General features: G+C 53.7%; 22 protein-coding genes and 1 riboswitch. Of the genes, 18 read left to right on the forward strand and 4 right to left on the reverse strand.

The features are described 5' to 3' along the window. Positions 1-21: 21 nt before the first annotated feature. The 7 genes from hemC (at position 22) to IPK30_05620 (ending at position 5165) form a co-directional block, all read left to right on the forward strand. Positions 22-1008, forward strand: coding sequence for a hydroxymethylbilane synthase (gene hemC / locus IPK30_05590; GenBank protein ID MBK8102753.1), 987 nt, complete (start codon positions 22-24; stop codon positions 1006-1008). Beyond that, on the forward strand, positions 1001-1783 hold the full coding sequence (locus IPK30_05595; protein MBK8102754.1) for a uroporphyrinogen-III synthase: 783 nt from the start codon (positions 1001-1003) through the stop codon (positions 1781-1783). The genes hemC and IPK30_05595 overlap by 8 nt, the downstream gene beginning before the upstream one ends. An 11-nt stretch (positions 1784-1794) precedes the next feature. After that, on the forward strand, positions 1795-2868 hold the full coding sequence (locus tag IPK30_05600; GenBank protein ID MBK8102755.1) for a uroporphyrinogen-III C-methyltransferase: 1074 nt from the start codon (positions 1795-1797) through the stop codon (positions 2866-2868). Next, positions 2868-3953 carry a hypothetical protein gene (locus tag IPK30_05605; GenBank protein ID MBK8102756.1) on the forward strand — a complete coding sequence of 362 codons (1086 nt, stop codon included), beginning with the start codon at positions 2868-2870 and terminating at the stop codon, positions 3951-3953. Before IPK30_05600 ends, IPK30_05605 begins: the two co-directional genes overlap by 1 nt. 10 nt (positions 3954-3963) lie before the next feature. Next, the gene (locus IPK30_05610; GenBank protein ID MBK8102757.1) at positions 3964-4488 is read left to right on the forward strand and encodes a disulfide bond formation protein B; all 525 of its coding nucleotides are present in this window, start codon (positions 3964-3966) and stop codon (positions 4486-4488) included. A 124-nt stretch (positions 4489-4612) separates the two neighbouring features. After that, positions 4613-4882 (forward strand): BrnT family toxin, encoded by a 270-nt coding sequence (locus IPK30_05615; GenBank protein ID MBK8102758.1) that lies wholly within the window; start codon positions 4613-4615, stop codon positions 4880-4882. Continuing rightward, positions 4866-5165 carry a BrnA antitoxin family protein gene (locus IPK30_05620; GenBank protein ID MBK8102759.1) on the forward strand — a complete coding sequence of 100 codons (300 nt, stop codon included), beginning with the start codon at positions 4866-4868 and terminating at the stop codon, positions 5163-5165. The genes IPK30_05615 and IPK30_05620 overlap by 17 nt, the downstream gene beginning before the upstream one ends. Before the next feature lie 68 nt (positions 5166-5233). On the opposite strand, the gene IPK30_05625 is transcribed toward IPK30_05620, so the two are convergent. Next, entirely contained in the window at positions 5234-6091 is an 858-nt protein-coding gene (locus IPK30_05625) for an FKBP-type peptidyl-prolyl cis-trans isomerase (protein ID MBK8102760.1), read from the reverse strand. A gap of 163 nt (positions 6092-6254) precedes the next feature. On the opposite strand from IPK30_05625, the gene IPK30_05630 reads away from it, so the two are divergent. From IPK30_05630 to IPK30_05640, 3 genes are read left to right on the forward strand one after another with little or no spacing between them, the layout of a single operon-like run. Next, a complete protein-coding gene (locus tag IPK30_05630) occupies positions 6255-6938 on the forward strand; it encodes a PaaI family thioesterase (GenBank protein ID MBK8102761.1) in 684 nt (227 codons plus the stop codon). Between the two features lie 46 nt (positions 6939-6984). Next, the gene (locus IPK30_05635; protein MBK8102762.1) at positions 6985-7578 is read left to right on the forward strand and encodes a YceI family protein; all 594 of its coding nucleotides are present in this window, start codon (positions 6985-6987) and stop codon (positions 7576-7578) included. A 36-nt stretch (positions 7579-7614) separates the two neighbouring features. Next, the gene (locus tag IPK30_05640; protein MBK8102763.1) at positions 7615-8145 is read left to right on the forward strand and encodes a cytochrome b; all 531 of its coding nucleotides are present in this window, start codon (positions 7615-7617) and stop codon (positions 8143-8145) included. 12 nt (positions 8146-8157) lie between these two features. Here IPK30_05640 and queG read toward each other — a convergent pair whose 3' ends face one another. Together queG and dapB are read right to left on the reverse strand one after the other, a co-directional pair. After that, positions 8158-9204 (reverse strand): tRNA epoxyqueuosine(34) reductase QueG, encoded by a 1047-nt coding sequence (gene queG, locus IPK30_05645; protein ID MBK8102764.1) that lies wholly within the window; start codon positions 9202-9204, stop codon positions 8158-8160. Positions 9205-9227: 23 nt separating this feature from the next. Beyond that, positions 9228-10052, reverse strand: a complete 825-nt coding sequence (dapB, locus tag IPK30_05650; protein MBK8102765.1) for a 4-hydroxy-tetrahydrodipicolinate reductase — start codon at positions 10050-10052, stop codon at positions 9228-9230. Between the two features lie 114 nt (positions 10053-10166). Here dapB and IPK30_05655 point away from each other — a divergent pair, with 114 nt between their 5' ends. The 8 genes from IPK30_05655 to IPK30_05690 all read left to right on the forward strand — a co-directional run bounded on the left by IPK30_05655 (position 10167) and on the right by IPK30_05690 (position 18166). Then, positions 10167-10349 (forward strand): hypothetical protein, encoded by a 183-nt coding sequence (locus tag IPK30_05655; protein ID MBK8102766.1) that lies wholly within the window; start codon positions 10167-10169, stop codon positions 10347-10349. A gap of 3 nt (positions 10350-10352) precedes the next feature. Further along, positions 10353-13283, forward strand: coding sequence for a PAS domain S-box protein (locus IPK30_05660; GenBank protein MBK8102767.1), 2931 nt, complete (start codon positions 10353-10355; stop codon positions 13281-13283). Continuing rightward, positions 13280-14179 carry a 50S ribosomal protein L11 methyltransferase gene (gene prmA / locus IPK30_05665; GenBank protein ID MBK8102768.1) on the forward strand — a complete coding sequence of 300 codons (900 nt, stop codon included), beginning with the start codon at positions 13280-13282 and terminating at the stop codon, positions 14177-14179. Before IPK30_05660 ends, prmA begins: the two co-directional genes overlap by 4 nt. A gap of 126 nt (positions 14180-14305) precedes the next feature. Beyond that, on the forward strand, positions 14306-14548 hold the full coding sequence (locus IPK30_05670; GenBank protein MBK8102769.1) for a type II toxin-antitoxin system Phd/YefM family antitoxin: 243 nt from the start codon (positions 14306-14308) through the stop codon (positions 14546-14548). Further along, on the forward strand, positions 14545-14808 hold the full coding sequence (locus IPK30_05675) for a Txe/YoeB family addiction module toxin (GenBank protein MBK8102770.1): 264 nt from the start codon (positions 14545-14547) through the stop codon (positions 14806-14808). Before IPK30_05670 ends, IPK30_05675 begins: the two co-directional genes overlap by 4 nt. Positions 14809-14865: 57 nt before the next feature. After that, a riboswitch (S-adenosyl-L-homocysteine riboswitch) is annotated at positions 14866-14956 on the forward strand. A gap of 80 nt (positions 14957-15036) precedes the next feature. Further along, positions 15037-16449, forward strand: a complete 1413-nt coding sequence (locus IPK30_05680) for an adenosylhomocysteinase (protein ID MBK8102771.1) — start codon at positions 15037-15039, stop codon at positions 16447-16449. A gap of 13 nt (positions 16450-16462) precedes the next feature. Further along, positions 16463-17194 carry a 16S rRNA (uracil(1498)-N(3))-methyltransferase gene (locus IPK30_05685; GenBank protein MBK8102772.1) on the forward strand — a complete coding sequence of 244 codons (732 nt, stop codon included), beginning with the start codon at positions 16463-16465 and terminating at the stop codon, positions 17192-17194. 33 nt (positions 17195-17227) lie between these two features. After that, complete coding sequence (locus tag IPK30_05690) at positions 17228-18166, forward strand: homoserine kinase (GenBank protein MBK8102773.1); 939 nt, start codon at positions 17228-17230, stop codon at positions 18164-18166. Between the two features lie 2 nt (positions 18167-18168). Here IPK30_05690 and IPK30_05695 read toward each other — a convergent pair whose 3' ends face one another. After that, positions 18169-20346, reverse strand: coding sequence for a GAF domain-containing protein (locus IPK30_05695; protein MBK8102774.1), 2178 nt, complete (start codon positions 20344-20346; stop codon positions 18169-18171). Positions 20347-20394 lie beyond the last annotated feature (48 nt).

Below are 20394 nucleotides of genomic sequence, written 5' to 3' on the forward strand. Positions count from 1 at the left end.
GCCCCGTCTCGCTCTGCTATCATGGCTGCTACGCATTTGCCTCGGATTTTTACGCTCGTGAACGCAAAGACACCACGCTTACGCATCGCCACGCGCCAAAGCCCACTGGCTCTGTGGCAGGCGGAATATGTCAAACACGAATTGGAACACCACCACCCCGGCATCGTGGTGGAGTTGCTGAAATTCACCACACGCGGCGACCGCATCCTCGATACCCCGCTGGCCAAAATTGGTGGCAAAGGTTTATTCGTCAAAGAACTGGAGCAGGCCTTGTTGGCGGGCGATGCTGATATCGCCGTGCATTCCATGAAAGATGTGCCGATGGCCTTTCCTGAAGGTTTGGCGTTGGGCGTGATCTGCCCGCGCGAAACACCGTTTGATGCGCTGGTCAGCACCCGTTGCGCCAGCTTTGCCGATCTGCCGCAGGGCGCTGTAGTGGGCACCTCCAGCTTGCGCCGCCAGTGCCAGTTGCGCCGCGCGCGCCCCGATCTCGATATCCGTGATCTGCGCGGCAATGTCGGCACCCGTTTGGCTAAGCTGGATGCCGGTGAGTACGACGCCATCATCCTCGCCGCCGCCGGTTTAACGCGCTTGGGTTTGGGCGAGCGCATCCGCGAACTGCTGCCGCCAGAATTGAGTCTGCCCGCCGGTGGGCAGGGTGCCGTTGGCATAGAGCTGCGCTGCGACGATGCCGCCACCGCCGCCCTGCTGCACCCGCTGGCCTGTGTCAGCACCACCTACCGCGTCACTGCCGAGCGCGCGCTGAACCGGCGCCTACACGGCGGCTGCCAAGTGCCCATTGCCTGCTACGCCATTGAAGACGGCGGCACGCTCTGGCTGCGTGGCTTGGTCGGTAGTGTCGACGGCAGTGAAATGCTGACTGCCGAGGGGCGTGCTCCGCTGATGGAGGCGGAGGCTCTGGGTATCCATGTCGCGGAATTGTTGTTAGCGCAGGGTGCCGAGCGCATTTTGCAGGCTGTGTACGGCGAGTCGGATAGTGATGACTGAACAAGCCGGCGTGTTGGCAGGATTATCGGTTGCCATCACGCGACCGCTGCATCAGGGCGACAGCTTGGTCGAGCGTCTGTGCGCACAGGGCGCGGACGCCACCAGCATTCCCTTGCTCACCATTGCGCCTTTGACCGAGGCGGCGCAGATCGAGGCTGTCAAAGCGCAACTGCAGGCCTTGGATCGTGTCGACATCGCCATTTTTGTCAGCCGCAATGCCGCCGAGCAGTTGTTGCGCGCACTGGCTGAATATCGATTGGCGTGGCCGCGCACGATTACAGCTATCGCTGTGGGCAGTCCGACGGCGCAGTTTCTCAATGAGCACGGTATTGCGGCGATCAGTCCTGCGCGTATGGACAGTGAGGGCATGTTGGCGCTGCCCGCTCTGCAAACTGCACAGGGAAAACACTGCGTGATTTTTCGCGGCCTAGGCGGGCGCGAAACCACCGCGCAGACATTGCGCGCACGCGGCGCAAGCGTGGATTACTGTGAGCTGTACCGGCGCGCATTGCCGCCTAATGCGGCTGCAGCGTGGACGCAGTGGATTGAGGACACGGGCACGCACAAATGGGCATGTGTCAACAGCGTGGAAACGCTGCAGAATTTACTGCAAGTGGATGCGAGAGCAGCGGCGCGTGCTAACCTCAGCTTGGTGGTGCCTGGGCCTCGCGTAACGGAACGCGCGCAACGCGCTGGTTTTACGCGCGTTTTCACCGCAATAGATGCAACCGATAATCAAATTTTTCAAACGATCACGCGTGGGTATCACAGATGACGGAAACGCCAATGACTTATGACGCCACACCGACCGCTGGTGTCGAAAAAAAACGCGGCACGGCATGGGGCATGTACACCGCGTTGTTCGTGTTGTTTTTATTTAATGCGGCGACGATTGCAGGCGGCGTGTGGTTGTGGAAACAATTGTCAGTGAGCAATCATGCGGCACAAGCCACGCAGCAGGCGTTGACGGAGCAGACAGAAAAATCTACAGCACTCAAGAGTGTTGTAGAAAAACAAGCAGAAGATGCCAAAAATTTTCGCCAAAAAGTGACGGATATTTTGCGTGACAACAGCGAAAAATTGCGCAGCTTAGATCGCATTGATACCAGCTATTGGCGCTTGGCGGAAGCGGAGTTTTTGTTGAAGCAAGCGCACCAGCGTTTGTTTATCACCCACGATGCCGACACAGCGGATTTGCTGTTGGCTTCGGCAGAGGCTGCCATCATGCAGCAAAAAGACCCAGGCTTACTGCCAGTGCGCAGCGCTATTGCCAAAGATCGCGTCGCGCTGAAAAATGTACCGCGTGTGGATCGTGACAGCCTCTATTTGCGTTTGCAGGCCTTGTCATCGCAAGTGGGTATGCTGACCAGTAACAACCGCTTTTTGCGCGCCGATGACGAGACAGGTGTTGATACCGAAGCAGAAGAAAAATCGTATGTCGATGTGTTGTGGGAGCGTTTGTTGTCGATAGTGCGCATTCGTCACTACGATCAACCGGTAGAGCCGCTGTTGCCGCCAGAACAACAATTGTATTTTTCGCAGAACTTACAACTAGCGCTGCTGCAATCACAGCTGGGCTTACTGCAGTCGCAGCAGGAAACCTATGCCAGCAACTTGGCGCGCGCGCATGCTTGGGTCAACCAATACTGCCAAACCAGCGACCCCGTAGTGGCAGAGTGGCTCAATGAAGCGCAAGCCCTGATGCGCATAGAAATTGCGCCGCCGATGCCGAATATTTCTGACTCACTGGCGATAGTGCAAAAACTGATTGAGCAGCGCGCTGATGAAATTCGCAAAGCGTTGATGTTGGGCGATGATACGGATGTGGATGCGGACGATGCCGCGCAGGAGCTGCCTTAATGCGCCGTTGGATACTGCTGTTTGTCTCCGGTTTGATCGGTCTGCCGCTGCTGCTGCGCCTTATTGCCTTGGATGACAGTTTTGTCGTGTTGGTGTTTGGTCAAACCACAGTAGAAATGCCGTTGTGGTTTGTGGCGGCGGCGATGCTCTTGTTGACCGTAGTCGGCTATTACGGCACACGGTTTTTGTTGGCGGTACTTTTTACGCCGCGCCGTATCAATCGCTGGATGAATCGCCGCAATCAACGCAAAGTGCAAAATCTCACCTTGAGTGGTTATCTGTCGCTCTTGGAAGGCAATTGGAGTAGCGCGAGCCGCGATTTGCAAAAAGCGGCAGATAAATCGGATACCGCCGTACTCAATTATTTGTTGGCAGCCAAGGCGCGTATTGAAAACGGCGATCTTCCCAGTGCAGAAAACTTGCTGCGCAAGGCAGAAGAGGCTCTGCCGGAAGCGCGCATCCCGATTAGTATTTATCAGGCGCAATTGTTGCAACAAATCGGCGTGCCAGAAAAAGCACATGAAGTATTGGAAATGCTGGCGGCTGAAAATCCGCGTCATGCCTATGTTCAAAAATTATTGGTGGATAGCCATCGCCAACGCGGCGACACGGAAACTGTATTGCAAATACTGAGCCATCAGCATCGCCAAAAACCGCTGCAAGATGTAGCGATGATCAGTGAACTGTGCCGCTTGCAAATTTCGCACGGCAACGGCGCGGCAGCTGAGGAGTTGCTGCGCAAGAAGTTGACCAAACAGTGGTTGTCGGAGTGGGTGACACTGTATGGCAATGCCGCTGGCAGCAATGGCATACAACAATTGCAGACCGCAGAAAAATGGCTGAAGGAGCATCAGCATGATGCAGCGCTGCATTTAGCGCTGGCGCATATCTGCCAGCGCAATCAGCTGTGGGCAAAAGCGCGAGATTACTACGAGAGTTATTTAGCGCTGCAAAAAGATGAAGTTGCTGCCAAGGAACTTGTGCAGCTATTGCAGGCCTTAGGAGAGAGGGAAAAGGCGCAACAATGGCTGCAAAAAATTGCTGCGCATCACACGGACACACTACCCCTGCCATCAACCACCTGAGAGATTCATCATGCGTTGTGCGTTGTTAAACCACCCCTTGTGTCGCGCGCTGTTTTCAACACGCGGCTTGTTCTTTTTGATGGCGGCAGCCAGTTTGTTTTTAATGTTGTTCGCGCTGTATCTGCAACATTTTTTGGGTGAACATCCCTGCCCGTTGTGCATCACCCAGCGCATGTTCGTCATTGTGATTGGCGTGTTGGCGCTACTCGCTGCTGTACACAACCCCGCGCAACTCGGCCGCCGCGTGTGGAGTGCGTTGGTGATGTTGGCAGCTATCGGTGGCGGTATCGTCGCGGGTCGCCATGTATGGATACAGCGCTTACCGGAAGATCGTGTGCCGGTTTGCGGCCCTGATCTCGCGTATATGTTTGAAAATTTCCCACTGCAAAAAGCCATTCATTTACTGTTTAACGGCGATGGCAATTGCCACGAAGTGGGCTGGACATTTTTAACGCTGAGCATTCCTGAGTGGACGCTGATAGCGTTTACGGGTTTTGCAGTAGTCGCTGTGTTGCAGTGGGTGCGCAAAGGCTAATTGAGTGGCATTGAGTTAGAACAGTGATCGAAAAACAGAACACTCAGAAAACGCCCTGATTTTTATATTGCCAATATAAAGGTCGGCGGTTGACTGTATATTTTATGTAGCTACAATAAAAAACATGCGAATGGAGTTTGACCCAATCAAGGATGTGGCGAATCTCGAGAAACACGGGGTTTCGCTGGCTATGGCCGAGCAATTAGATTGGGATGCTGCGTTGGTTTGGATCGATGACAGGTTTTCATACATGGAGCTGCGCATGATTGCGTTGGCACCAGAAACAAACACGGTTTACTACGTTGCTTTTGTTGAGAAGGATGAGATTCGTAGAATCATCAGCCTTCGTCGCGCCACTCGCCGAGAGGTGATTCACTATGTCGAAAATATCTAAGAAATCTAAAATCGCAATACCATCGGCAGCAGAAGATCGCCGTATTGTTGCAGCCGCTAAGCGTGATCCCGATGCGCAACCTCTGACGGACAAGCAGCTGAATGCGATGGTTCCTCTGAAGTCATTACGAGGACGACCTAAGCTGGAGAACAAAAAACAGTTAGTGTCGGTGCGTTACAGCCAAGAGGTTATCGAATATTTTCGAGCTACTGGAGATGGTTGGCAGTCTCGTATGGATGATGTACTGCGCAGGTATGTTGCACGCCATCGCAAAGTATTGTGACTCGTTGCAAAAACGGATGCATAAAAAAACCGGCAGCTGCCGGTTTTTTTATACCTGAACAAAAAGCATCAGTCTTTCTTGACTTCTTCTGTCGGTTTGGCGGGCTCTTCTATCGGAGCCAGTGTTTGGCTGTCAACAGCTTCTACTTTTTTGTCACCTTCAGCTGCGCCGATTTTGTGCAGTGTGATTTCAAAAATCAGCGTGGCGTTAGGGCCGATATCGCCGCCTGTGCCGCCAGCGCCGTAAGCCAGATCAGACGGGATCACTACGCGCCACTTTGAGCCAACAGGCATCAATTGTAGAGCCTCAGTCCAGCCAGGAATAACAGCGTTCACAGCGAATGATGCTGGCTCGCCGCGTTTGATCGAGCTGTCGAACTCTTTGCCATCAATCAGCGTGCCAACATAGTCAACAGTTACGGTATCGGTAGCTTTGGGCTTTTCACCTTTGCCTTCGGTCAACACTTCGTACTGCACGCCACTTTTGGTGGTGATCACGCCGGCTTTCTTGCCATTTTCTGCCAAGAATTTGTCACCTTCTTCTTTGTTTTTTGCGCTGTCAGCTTCCAGCTTGGCTTGTTCAGCTTTTTGAGCTTCTTCCATTTTTTTCTGCATTTCTGTTTGGAAGGCCACCATTGCCTGCTGCATTTCTTCTTTGGTTAATTTTGGCTCGCTGCCATCCATAGCGGTTTTGATGCCAGAGACAAAGCTGGTTTCATCCAAGGGCACTTGGTTGGCTTTGAATTGGCTGCCGATATTCATACCGAGGATGTAGCTGACTTTTTGCGCTTGCGTCATGTTGCTAGCTGCTGCAGCGGGTTTAGCGGCATCGGCGGCGGGCGCGGCTGCTTTGTCATCCTTGCAGGCGCTCAGTGTCATCAAACTGGTTGCGGCAACAGTCGCCATAGCCAAAGTGCGAATTTTCATCGAAGGATTCCCTTTGAGAGTTGGATAGTGAGTCGCGGATCATACCCCGCACGGCAACAGACCGCTACGCCCACCGCAAGTTCCCGCGATGCGGGCGTGGGCGATTACCTATTAAGCCGGTGGGGATCGCAAGGTGATAATAACGGACCCTGTGGAGGTAAGTATGAGCACACCTAAACCTTTTACTGCGCCGACACCGATGTCGCCCCATAACCCCGAGTGGGCGGCGCGTCGGCGCATTGCTGCACAGATGCGCGCTTTGAATGAATTAATGCTAACGCGCGACTTGCCATTGGCGCAGTTGCAGCGTGTGGAAGATAGTCTGAGTGCGCTGAGTGAAATAGGCGCAGACAGCCCCGTGGTACACGGGCGCTTGGAGTGGGCCGCAACGGGGAGAAATGGCTCCTACGATTTGCTCTCGCGCGAAACCACGCCCATCGCTGGTCAGAGCAACACGCTGTCACCGCCGCTGCACATGCAGCTCGATTACGAAAAAGGCGAAGCGCACGCCACAGTCACGCTGGGTTGGGCATTTGAGGGCCCGCCCAAATGCGTGCACGGTGGATGGGTGGCCGCGCTGTTCGACGAGTTTCTCGGCTGTGCGCAATTGTTGTCTGGTGCTGCCGGCGCCACCGGCAATCTCAGCGTGCGCTACAAACGCCCTACGCCGCTGAACAAGGAACTCACCCTGTTTGCCAAGGTCAAGGAAGTGCACGGTCGCAAAATCTTGATGGAAGGCACACTCAGTGCCGAGGGTCATGTCACCGCCAGCTGCGAGGGTTTGTTCATCAGTTTTGCCGAAGGCGTGTTGAACTTAGCAGAACGCAAATTGGTCGTTGATGGTTAAAGTTTGCTATGGTGACCTAGCTGTTTTTTTCAACGAGGACAAACACATGAACAAAAAAACTTTTTGGGCTAGCAGTGTATTGGTTTCTGCTTTTATGGCGGCCGCACTGCCAGCGCACGCCGACGATTACAAAATTGATGAAACGCATAGCTTTGTTCAATTTCGTACGCAACATATTGGTTTCAGCTGGTTGTACGGACGCTTCAGCGTAATAGGCGGCAGTTTTACTTATGATGCCGCACAACCTGAAAAAAACAGTATTGCTATCACGGTGGATGTAGACAGTATCGACACCAATCACGATTTGCGCGATGACCATCTGCAAGAAAAATATTTGCACACCGATAAAACGCCCAAAGCCAGCTTCAAAAGTTCGGCTTACCAAGGCGATGCCAATAGCGGTACGGTGACAGGTGAATTGACGCTGAACAATGTCAGCAAAGTAGTCACGATTCCTATCAAAAAAATTGGCGAAGGCACAGACCCGTGGGGTGGTTACCGCGTGGGTTTTGAAGGTACTCTGACCATAGACGCACGTGACTTTGGCTACAAGTATGAGCTCGGTGAAAAAAGTTATGTGGTGGAATTGCAGTTAGGTGTAGAAGGCGCGCGCACCAGCGGCAAGCCAGCTAAAAGTTAAAGTCTAGATTGCACAAAAACATGCGGGAGAGTGTGCATGAGCGCCGATAATGCTGTAACGAGATACCCAGCCACCATACGCTGGCTGCATCGCATCATTGCACTGCTGATGATTTTTATGATCGCGCTGGGTTGGTATTTGTCAGAAATGGAATACGAACACCCTGACAAAGCTATGTTGCTGCAGTTACATCGCACTATCGGTCTTTCTCTGTTTCCTCTCGGTCTGGCGCATTTGTGGGCTTACGCCTATTTGCCGCGCCCTGCTTTTTCTGCACACCTACAACCGTGGGAAAAAACGCTGGCAAAACTTGCGCATTTTTTTCTGTTGTATGTGGTGATTGCGATTCCCGTGGCGGGTTATTTGATGTCCGGCGATAAATTGCTTGTGTTGGGCGATACCGCGGTACCGCAGTTGTTGGAATTGAACAAAGGCCTGCGCAAAACGCTATTTGGTGTGCATGAAACGCTGGCGTGGATAGCGGCGTTTGTGATTGGTCTGCATGTGGGGGGCGCACTGAAACACCACTTCATCGACAAAGACGACACGCTGCGTAAGATGCTGTAGTTAATATGGCAGTTAGTGAGCGTGTTGTTCTAGCGCCCACGCCACATGTTCGCGCACCAAAACAGATTCATGCTCACGGCGGCTGTTGAGTGCAAAAATAATCTCTGATGTCGTGCGCGCATTGCCCAGTGCCACGGCGATGTTGCGCAACCAGCCCTCGTAGCCGATGCGGCGCAGGGCAGAGCCTGCGGTTTTTTCTAAATATTCTTCTTCGCTCCACGCAAATAATGCCGTGAGTTGTACATCATCCAAGTTGTGTTTTGGTTGAAACACTTCCTGCTCGGTGCGCTGCGCAAACTTATTCCACGGACACACAGCTTGGCAGTCGTCGCAACCAAAAATGCGATTGCCGATTTTTTTGCGCAGCTCGAGTGGAATGCTGCCGCGCAATTCAATCGTGAGATAGGAAATACAGCGACTGGCATTCAATTGTTGTGGCGCGACAAAAGCCTGCGTGGGGCAGAGATCCAAACACGCCGTGCAGGTGCCGCAGTGTGTGGTTTCTTGCGGCGCGGTTAAGGGCAGCGGTAAATCGGTGAGAATTTCGCCGAGAAAAAAATACGAACCGGCTTGCGAATTGATCAGCATGGTGTTTTTGCCTATCCAACCCAAACCGGATTTTTGTGCAAACGCGCGTTCTAGCACCGGCGCGCTGTCTACCACGGCGCGGTGCTTGTGCGGAAACTGCGTTTCAATTTTTTGCGCCAGCAGGGCGAGGCGTTTGCGCATCCATTTGTGGTAATCGCGCCCCAAGGCGTAGCGCGCAATGTACGCGCCGCCATCCGCATTCACTTTGGCAATGAGATTGCTGTCTTGGTCGGATAAATAATCCATGCGCACAGAAATCACGCGCAGTGCGCCTGTATGCAATTGTTCTGGATGTTCGCGCAGCGCGGCGTGTTGTTGCATCCAGTGCATATCCGCGTGATAGCCGTTTTGCAGCCAGCGCTGTAAATATTGCGCGTGTTGGCCGACATCAATATCGCTAACGCCGATCTGCTGAAAATCGAGTTCGCGCGCCCAGTGTTGCAACTGGGTTAATAGATTTTCATCGTCCATCTGCGCGGTAGGGCATAAAAAACTTAGCGTAAGTTGAGCACATCCTGCATGTCATACAGGCCGGCTTTTTGCGTGGGCAACCACTGTGCTGCGCGCACGGCACCGCGTGCAAAACTCATGCGCGAACTCGCTTTGTGGGTAATTTCTACGCGCTCGCCGTCGGCGGCAAACATCACGGTGTGATCACCGACGATATCGCCGGCGCGCACGGTGGCAAAACCAATTGTGTCGCGATCGCGTGCGCCGGTTTGTCCTTCGCGCCCGTACACAGCGACTTTATCCAGATCGCGCCCTAATGCCTGCGCCACCACTTCACCCATGCGCAGTGCCGTGCCGGACGGTGCATCCACTTTGTGGCGGTGATGCGCTTCGTACACTTCAATATCCACTTCATCGCCCAGCACGCGTGCGGCGGTGTCGAGCAATTTGAAGCAGAGGTTCACGCCGATGCTGTAGTTAGACGCAATCACCGCGCCGGTTTTTTCTGCCAGTGCCAACAATTGTTTTTTCTGTTCCGCATTAAAACCCGTCGTGCCAACCACGATTTTTTTACCGTGCACCGCACACACTTCGATGTTGGCGAGCGTGGCAGCCGGCGCGGTGAAATCAATCAACACATCGAACTGATGAACCACACTGTCGATACTGCCGACCACAGCGACACCGTTGCGACCGATGCCCGCTAACTCGCCAGCATCCGCGCCGAGCAGTGAACTTTCAGCGCGCTCAATCGCCGCGCTCAACACGGCGTGCGGCGTCGCTGCTTGCACGGCTTCGATCAGTGTTTTTCCCATGCGACCCGCCGCGCCGGTGACTGCGATACGAACAGGAGTAGTGACTGTGGACATGGTATTTCCTACGGGTTTGCGAGTGCGCGCATGGTAGCAGCTCCACTCGCGTTTCTGTTCACGGGCGCGGCCATTCGGTAACATCCTCGCATTGCTCTGGGATGGAAAAGCAGCGTGTATCTTTCACGACCTATCATGTTGTTGCTGATGGCGGCCTATGTGTTCTCGCCTGCGCTGCTGGGTTGGATGATCGACCCGGCTGGCGTGTGGTACCGGCCGTATTTGATTTGGATAGGCATCGTGCTGGCGGCGTTTCTGTTACAGCCGCGCCGTGTGGACGGCGAGGAAGATTGGTAACGCATGGAAGCCTTGAGCGAAGATCAAATTCTTCTACTGGGCAGCTGCGCCTATTTCGGGGTGCTGTTTCTGGTGGCGTGGCTGACCGACAGCGCCATCCTGCCGCGCCGCTTCACCGACAGCCCGCTGCTGCATATGTTGGCCTTGGGCGTGTTGGTTAGCGCTTGGGGCTTTTATGGTGTGGTCGATCTGTTCAATCAATACGGTTACGGCGCGCTGTCTTACTACATGGGTGCGGGCGGCTTATTTTTATTTGCGCCGCATATTTTGATGCCGCTGCTGCGCTTAACACGCGCCTATCAACTGAATTCACTGGCGGATTTGCTGGTATTTCGCTACCGCAGCCCTTTCGTCGGCGCACTGGCGACGGGCTGCCTGCTGCTGTGTGCACTGCCCTTATTGGCACTGCAAATTCAGGCGGTGGCCGATACGGCTTTGATCATTAGCTACCGCCCCGAGTCACCGTTCACCACGCGCCAGAATATGTTTGCGTTGCATGACAGACTGGCGTGGCTGTTCTGTATCGCCACGATTCTGTTCGCCTGTTTGTTCGGTGCCAAACGCGAGCGGCACCGCGGCTTGATCATGGTGTTGGTGCTGGAGTCTCTGATCAAATGGGTGGCGCTGTTGGCCGTGGGCTATTTTGCGCTGCACTATGTGTTTGGCGGTTTTACGGGTTTGGAGCAGTGGTTATCCCTGCATCCTGAACAATTGCAAACGCTCTATCACCCTACAGAGAACAGAGCGTCCAATATGTTGGTGACGCTATTTTTTGCGACCGCCATTGTGTTGCCGCACCTGTTTCATGTCGGGCTGGCGGAGAACACGCGCTTGCAAACATTGCGTTTGGCCAGCTGGGGTGTGCCGCTGTACTTGCTGTGTTTGAGTTTGCCTGTGCTGCCGATTTTATGGGCGGGTTTTGAGTTGGGCACAGCGGTAACGCCAGAATATTTCGTGCTCGGTGTGCCGCTGGCGGCGGGAAACATGGGCTTATCCGCCATGGTGTATCTCGCGGGCTTGTCGGCAGCTGTAGGCACCACGGTGGTGATGGCGCTGGCGCTGTCCACCATGTGTTTGAACCACTGGCTGCTGCCACTGCGTTATGTGTTGGGCGGCATGGTGGATTTGTACAGCCTGATCGCCAGGCTGCGCCGCGTACTGATCGCCCTGATCATTATCGGCGGCTACTTGTTCTATCGTGCGCTGGCCATTGGGCAGACCCTGACCGACCTCGCCATTCTGTCTTTGGTTGGCAGCTTGCAGTTTTTGCCTGGTGCGTTTGCGGTGTTGTACAGCCAGCGCGCCAATCGCCAAGGCCTGATTGTCGGCTTGTGTGCGGGCATCGGGCTTTGGATCGGCTGCATGCTGCTGCCTATGTTGTTTGGTTGGCGGTTATTGGTGTTGCCGCTGGATATCGTGTTGCGCCTCGGCGTAGAGAACTGGAGTCAGCTGGCGGCACTGTCGGTTGGCGCTAATATTTTGTTGTTTGTTGGCGTGTCGCGACTGACCCAACAATCGGAAGACGAGCAGCGCGTAGCCGAACAATGCGCGACAGAGAACGGCACACGCCCCCTGCGTTTGGCCTTGGATGTAGACAGCGTGCAGGGGATGGAAGAGCGACTCGCGTCTGCTTTGGGTGCCGCTATTGCTAAGCAAGAAGTGAAGCGAGCACTGACTGACTTGGAGCAAACGGCGGAGGATGCCCGCCCCTACGCCCTGCGCCGCCTGCGCGATCGGCTGGAGGCCAATTTGTCGGGTTTGATGGGCGCGGCCGTGGCACACGCTTTGATGGATCGCACCCTGCCCTACCACACCGCAGGCGCGGCGCCGATGCGTGAAGACCTGTACTTGATCGAGAACCGCATCAACCAATACCGCCACCACCTCACCGGCTTGGCGAGCGAGTTGGACAAGCTGCGCCGCCACTACCGACAGACGCTGGAGAGCTTGCCGATGGCAGTTTGCTCAATGGGGCAGGATGGCGAGATCGTGTTGTGGAACCGCAGCATGGTGGAGCTGACCGGTATCACGGTGGAGGCTGCGCAGGGTTCGACAGTCGGCAATTTGTCTGCCCCGTGGGGCGCACTGCTCAAGGGCTTCTCGGAGGATGAGGCGGTTACGGCGCACAAACAGACACTGGCGTTGGCGGGCCGCACGCGCTGGTTGGGTTTGCACAAAGCGCCGAGCGACAGCGAGCAAATCATCATGATCGATGACCTCACTGAAACTCAGCAGCTGGAGCAGGAGTTGTTGCACAGCGAACGCTTGGCCTCCATCGGGCGTTTGGCGGCCGGCGTGGCGCACGAAATCGGCAACCCCGTGACGGGCATCGCCTGCTTGGCGCAGGATTTGGATTACGAGAGTGAGCAGCCTGCTGTCAAAGAAACCGCAGCCAAAATTCTTGGCCAGACCAATCGCATCACCCGTATCGTGCAATCGCTGGTGCATTTTTCCCATGCGGGGCATGCGGGCGGCAACGAACACAGCAGGGTGGATTTGTTTGAATGCGTGGAAGAAGCCATTCACTTATTGTCGCTGCAAAAAAATCGCCAACGCGTGTACTACAACAACTTGTTGTCACCGGATACTTTCATCAAAGGCAACGAACAAACACTGGTGCAAATGTTTATCAATTTATTGAGCAATGCTTGCGATGCCAGCTCACCCGATAGCCCGATCGACATTAGCGCCGAACAACATAACAAAGAGTGGATCGTGCGCGTGCGCGATTACGGACACGGCATTGATGCTGCGCATATTCAGCGCATTTTTGAACCATTTTTTACCACCAAGCCAGCGGGGCAGGGCACCGGTCTGGGTTTATCTTTGGTGTATAGCATTGTGGAAGATCACGACGGGCGCGTCGATGTGCAGAGTTCGGTGGGTGACGATCACGGCACCACAATTATTATTTCATTTAAGGAAGCTGTATGAGTTGGCTGCAATGTTTTATGCGTGTTTCGCGGCAACAGTTAGATGCGTTTGAAGATGTATTGCTCGCGCTGGGTGCGGTGTCTGTCACCTATTGCGATGCCGCCGATCAACCGCTGTTTGAGCCGGGGCCAGGTGAAATTGCACTGTGGGAAGAAGTGGAACTGGTCGGTTTATTCACAGAAGATTTTCAAGAACAAAATTTGCGCCAACAATTGTCTGCCGCTTTGGGTGATGCGCTGCCGTCTGTGCGCTTTGAAGTGTTAGTCGATCAAGTGTGGGAACGCGCGTGGATGGAACATTTCCAACCCATGCGCTTTGGTGAGCGGCTGTGGATTTATCCCAGCTGGGTGGAAGCGCCGCAGGATGGCAGCGTGGTGTTGCGTTTAGATCCAGGCTTAGCGTTTGGCACCGGCACGCACCCCACCACCGCACTGTGTTTGGAGTGGTTAGATGCGCAAAATTTGCAAAACAAAACCGTGATCGACTACGGCTGCGGCTCCGGTATCCTCGCCATCGCTGCGCTGTTGCTCGGCGCAAAATCTGCTACGGGTTACGACAACGATCCGCAGGCATTGACCGCCAGCCGCGATAACGCCGACCACAACGGCTGTGCAGGAAAATTAACCGTTTCTTTGGTCGCCACGAATGGCGAAACCATCACACAACAAGCCGAAGTAGTGTTGGCCAATATTCTCGCCGGCCCGTTGCGCGAATTGGCGCCGCGCATTGCGCCATTGGTAAAAAATGGCGGCAGCTTGGTGTTGTCGGGCATTTTAGAAGCGCAGGCGGAGGAAGTGATGGCGGCCTACCACGACTACGGTTTTGTGTTTGCACCACCTGCAATAAGAGAGGGTTGGGTGCGCTTGGCCGCAGAAAAACATTCCGCAGGGTGCTGAAGTGTGTGCCTGCGCGTGTTGATTCAGAAACCATTGTCTGTCAATGAGTGATAGCGGTAATCGGTGGGAAGCTTCACATGGCGTACGAATAGTCGTACGATATCTGTCAATTGGAGGGTATCCTACATGAATACACTTACAGCCAGTGAAGTGCGCTCAAATCTGTACAGACTGATGGATCAGGCGGCGGAGACGCACCAGCCTATTGTTATTTCAGGTAAGCGCACGAACGCTGTCTTGGTATCGGCGGAAGACTGGGAAGCTATCCAAGAAACGCTACACCTGTTGTCAGTTCCCGGCATGCGCGAGTCTATTAAGCAGGGGATGGACGAACCGGTTGAAAATTGCACGCAGGAACTTCACTGGTGAGTTGGCGGCTTGTTTATACCAAGCAAGCTCAGAAAGACGCAGAAAAACTGGCAGCGGCAGGCTTAAAGGAGAAGGCCAAGGCGTTGTTAGACGTGGTTGCTGAAAATCCGTTTCAGAATCCTCCTCCTTATGAAAAGTTGGTTGGAGATCTTGCAGGCGCGTATTCGCGGCGTATCAATATTCAACACCGTCTTGTGTACCAGATTTTGCAAGATGAGCGCACAGTAAAAGTTTTGCGTTTATGGTCGCACTACGAGTAATGGCGCTGCCGGTTGCTGCCATGTTCCAGCCAGCACGGCCTCAGGCTACAATTCCTCCCCTCTGAGGAGCGCTGCAACGCAAGGTCGTCATCGACTTGCGCCAGGCTCAGCTTTCACGGCTCTGCCGTCAAAACTGCGCTCGCTAAACCCGTACCGCGGTTGGCGAGTGCTACTGTTCAGTTGTGCTTTCTTTACCGCGTTATTTTTCAGTCCATTGGAGAATGACGCATGTCAGCAACAAAAAAATCCCCAGCAAAATCTGCACCAGCAAAAACAAAACACGATTACAAAGTGGCGGACATTGCGCTCGCCGCTTGGGGTCGCAAAGAGATGGAGATCGCTGAAACCGAAATGCCGGCACTGATGGCATTGCGCGCGAAATATGGCAAGAAAAAACCCTTGAAAGACGCAAAGATACTCGGCTGCATTCACATGACCATTCAAACTGCGGTGTTGATTGAAACGCTGGTGGAATTGGGCGCTGAAGTGCGCTGGTCATCGTGCAATATTTTTTCTACGCAAGATCACGCGGCGGCAGCGATTGCCGCAGTGGGTATTCCGGTGTTTGCGTGGAAAGGCGAAACCGAACAGGAATACGATTGGTGTATCGAGCAGACGATTTTGAAAGATGGCAAGCCGTGGGATGCCAACATGGTGTTGGATGACGGTGGCGATTTGACGCTGATGTTGCACCAGAAATATCCAAAAATGCTCGACAAAATTCACGGGATCACCGAAGAGACCACCACCGGCGTACACCGTTTGCAAGAAATGTTGGCGAAAGGTGAATTGAAAGTGCCGGCGGTGAATGTGAATGATTCCGTCACCAAATCAAAAAATGATAACAAATACGGCTGCCGCCATTCTTTGAATGATGCAATTAAGCGCGGCACTGATCACTTGCTCGCCGGCAAAAAAGCACTGGTGCTCGGCTACGGCGATGTGGGCAAAGGTTCGGCGCAATCGCTGCGTCAAGAAGGCATGATTGTAAAAGTGAGCGAGATTGATCCGATCTGCGCCATGCAAGCCTGCATGGACGGTTACGAAGTGGTTTCACCGTACAAAAACGGCGACAACACTGGCAAAGCGGATGGTGTAGATACCGCGTTGCTTGGCTCGTTGGATTTGGTGGTGACAGCCACCGGCAATGTGGATGTGTGCGACAAACACATGTTGAAAGCACTGAAAAGCGGTGCGGTGGTGTGCAATATCGGCCACTTCGACAACGAAATTGACACAGCTTTCACGCGCAAAAACTGGCGTTGGGAAGAAGTGAAGCCGCAAGTGCACAAAATTTATCGCAGCAAAAAAGCGGATGATTTTTTGATTTTGTTGTCGGAAGGTCGCTTGGTAAACTTGGGCAATGGCACCGGTCACCCTTCGCGCGTGATGGACGGTTCTTTCTCCAACCAAGTGTTGGCGCAGATGTATTTGTACGAGCGTCGCTTTGCCGATTTGGAAGTTGCATTGAAAGCAGATCAGATCAGCGTCACGGTGTTGCCGAAAAAACTTGATGAAGAAGTGGCAGCACACATGGTGCGCGGTTTTGGCGGCACGATCACCAAATTGACCAAGCAGCAGGCGAACTACATTGGTGCTGCGGTAGAAGGCCCCTTCAAACCCGACAGCTATAAATATTGATTGCACACTGCGTATGCGCATCACGCGTTTGTATGTGCAGCAGCCGTTAGTAGCTGGCAGTGAATTGTCGCTGCCGGCGGACGCTGCGCATCACATTGGTGTGGTGTTGCGTGCGCAAGTGGGTCAGCCTGTGGTGTTATTTGATGGTTGTGGCACAGAAGCACACGCCGTCATCACCGAATGCACGCGCAAACAGGTTTGTGTGCAAATAAACAGTGCAGAAACCGTCAATCGCGAATCGCCTTTAGCAATTCATTTGGCTATCGGCGTATCGCGCGGTGAGCGCATGGAATTTGTATTGCAAAAAAGTACTGAGCTGGGCGCAGCATCTATCACGCCCTTGTTGTGTGAGCGCAGTGAAGTGCGTTTAGCAGATGAGCGCTGGCAAAAAAAAATGGCGCAGTGGCAAAAGATTATGATCGGTGCTTGTGAGCAGAGTGGGCGAACTACACTGCCGATTTTGCACTCACCCACAGATTTGTCGCATTGTTTGGCAAACGACAACAGCGCGCAGCGTTTTGTGTTGCACCATCGCAGTGACAACAGCTTATCGGCACAGCAAGAAAAACCGCGCAGCGTGTTGTTGGTAATTGGCCCTGAAGGTGGATTGTCAGAAAAAGAAATTGCAGCGGCGCAAGCGGCGGGCTGTTCTGCTTTGACGCTGGGGCCGCGTGTATTGCGCACCGAAACCGCGCCCTTGGCAGCGATCAGCGTGTTGCAAGCACGCTGGGGCGATTTTCAGTAACGCGCAACAAAAAGTTTTCGATAGGCAAAGAACATGGCTTTTTACACAGAACTGGATCAACAAGAATTGCTCGCTATGTTGCGCGACTACGGCATCGATGCGCTGACGGCTTGCACGGGCGCCAGCGACGGCATTGAAAACACCACCTACTTTTTAGAGAGCGATGCACAGAAATGGATCTTGACGCTGTTTGAGGAAATCAGCGCAGACGAGTTGCCTTTTTTTGTGCGCTTGATGGATTGGTTGTATGCGCGTCAATTGCCTGTGGCACACGCCCTCGCAGATAACAACGCAAAAACATTGCACACGCTGTCAAATAAACCGGCGCTGTTGTTTCCGCGTTTATCCGGCCAACACCCGCGCAATATGACGATAGAGCAGTGTCGCGCGATTGGTTATTTTCTCGGCCACATGCATGCTGTGAGTCAGAATTATCCAGAACAGCGCGACAATCAGCGCGGTACCGCGTGGATGCAGGCCGCGCGTCAACGCTTAAGCAGTTGTGTGGACGCTGAAGTTTTGGAATTGTTGGACGCGCAAATTCGCAACGCTGAACAAGTGCGCGCTTTGAACTTGCCTACGGGTTTAATTCATGGCGATTTATTTCACGACAACGCCCTGTACGAAGGCGACACCTTGTGCGGCGTGATTGATTTCTACAACGCCTGCACGGATGTATTAGCTCTGGATTTGGCGATTGTGATTAACGATTGGTGCGCCTTGCCGGATGGCAGCATAGAAGCAACGCGCTATCACGCAATAATTGATGCTTACCAAAAACAGCGCGCGCTCACGGTGCAGGAAAAAACGCACTGGCAGGCCATATTGCAATTGGCCGCCGCGCGGTTTTGGCTGTCGCGCTTGTTGTCAGAAAAATTGCCGGCACGGCCCGATGTGGTGCACGCGCACAAACCGTCTGCCGAATACCGCGCGCGCTTGCAGTTTCACGCCGCACACGCGCTGGCGCTGTGATGTCAAGCCGCTAGGAATTCGGTCGCATCGCTGATGTCGAGCTGCTCCGGCAGCAGCGCATCATTGGCGTATTTTTCCCATACGCGGCTGCGCACAAACAATTCGTAAAGATCGGGGTCGATGTGATTGTCGTGGCGCATTTTTTTCAAAATGCCCAGCGCCATGCTGATCTTCATCGGCGGTTTGTAGGGGCGATCGCGCGCGGTCAGCGCTTCAAAAATATCGGCAATTGCCATCATGCGTGCGGGCAATGACATTTGCTCGCGCTTCAAGCCGCGCGGAAAGCCGGTGCCGTCCATTTTTTCGTGGTGGCCGCCGGCGTATTCCGGCACGCGGCGCAGTTTTTTCGGAAACGGCAGCGATTCCAGCATGTCTATCGTCACTGCCATGTGGTTGTTGATCACGCCGCGCTCTTCACTGGTGAGTGTGCCGCGCTCGATGCACAAGTTGTAAATTTCCACTTCCGTCAGCAGCGGTTGTAATTGGTTATCTGCATCCAACCATTGTTGTGCGGCAATTTGTTTAACGCGCGCTTTGGCTTCCGGCGCCATGAACTCGCCACCTTTGTTGGCGGTGGCAATAAATTGGCGATCCGCTTCCAGCTGCGCCAATGCGTTGTCCAGAGTGGCTTGTAGCTCTGTGCGTGCGGCAGGATTTTCAGCAACGGCCTGATAAAACGCCGCCAATTTTTGTTGGCGCAAACTGGCAAAACGCACATGCACGGTGTCGATGCCATCGTGCATCAAATGCAGTTTTGTTGCTTTATCCAGCACAGAATCGGGTGTGGAGAGTTTGCCGCAATCGTGCAGCCACGCTGCCACGCGCAATTCATACCAATCATCGTCATTGAGAATAAAATCACGAAACACGGTGTCGTCGTCGTGCGCCGCTTGTGCAATCATCTCCATCAACACCGGTACTTTTTGACAATGCGCCGAAGTGTGGCGCGATTTGGCGTCAATGGCCTGCGCGATGCAGCGAATAAACGCATCCAACAGATTTTTTAATTCTTGCACCAAAATTTGATTGGTCAATGCAATGGCTGCGTAAGAAGCGAGCGCGCTCACTAGCGATTCTGTGCGCTCAGAAAAGCAACTGATCTCGCCACTGTGCGCATCACGCGCGTTGATGAGTTGCAACACGCCCACCACATCGTTCTCGTGGTTCAACAGCGGCACGGCTAAGAACGAGCGCGAGCGGTAACCGGTTTTGTTATCGAATTCGCGCGTGCCGGAAAAATCAAAACGGGTATCGCTGTACGCGTCTTCTATGTTGATCACTTTGCGCTGCAATGCCGCGCAAGTAGCGACATTGTGCAGGTTTTCGTCGCCATTGCTGTCGTACAGCGAAATGGGTGGCAGCGTGACCGCCGTGCCGCTGTGTCCACCCATGTTCACATTTAGTGTGTCGTTCAACACCAGCGCAAATTCTAAACGCGGCATTTGCAGATCGTCTTTTAATAAATACAGTGTGCCGCCGTCGGCATAGGTGAGCAGTTTGGCTTCGTGCAAAATGCGCTCGATCAGTGCGCGCGTATTCGGTTCTGTTGATAGTTCTATCAATAAATCTTTTTGCTGTTCGGCAGAAATTTGATTGTCCAAGGCTATTGCCGCGAACACCGAAAGCGCCTGCACAGCGGGCTCTAATTCACGAGCAAAAGCGATTACTCCGCTATTTGAAATACCCATGGCATTGATGAGTTGCATCACGCCGATGATGCGGCCGTTATCACCAATCAAGGGCACGGAGAGAAACGATTGCGAGCGATAGCCGGTTTTTTGGTCAAACGCGCGCGTACCGGAGAAATCAAAGCGCACATCGCTGTACGCGTCTGTTACATTGATCAACTGGCGCTGGTGGTAAGCGCAGGCGGCGATGTTGTGCTCATTGCGCGTGCGCTGGTTATTTGTTTCCACAAATAGCGGTACAGATGGCAAGTTGGATGTTTTGCCTTGATGCGAATCCATGCCGATATTGAGTGATTGATTGCGCACGATGACAAAATCGAGATGGTCGTCGAGACCATTTTCATTTTGGCGCACGAGATAAAAAGTGCCGCCGTCGGCGCGCGTGATGTCCATGGCTTCGGCGAGTATGGTTTCGCACAAGCGGTAGACATTTTTTTCCGCCGCAATTTTTTGTGCCGTGTGCAGCAGGCGCCGGTATAAATCGACAGACATGTCAGAGTGCTGGTTTGCGCTGGTCATAGCGGTTACCGAGGGAGGTGG

The sequence above is a fragment of the Cellvibrionales bacterium genome (assembly GCA_016713115.1).
Taxonomy (GTDB): Bacteria; Pseudomonadota; Gammaproteobacteria; order Pseudomonadales; family UBA7239; genus UBA7239.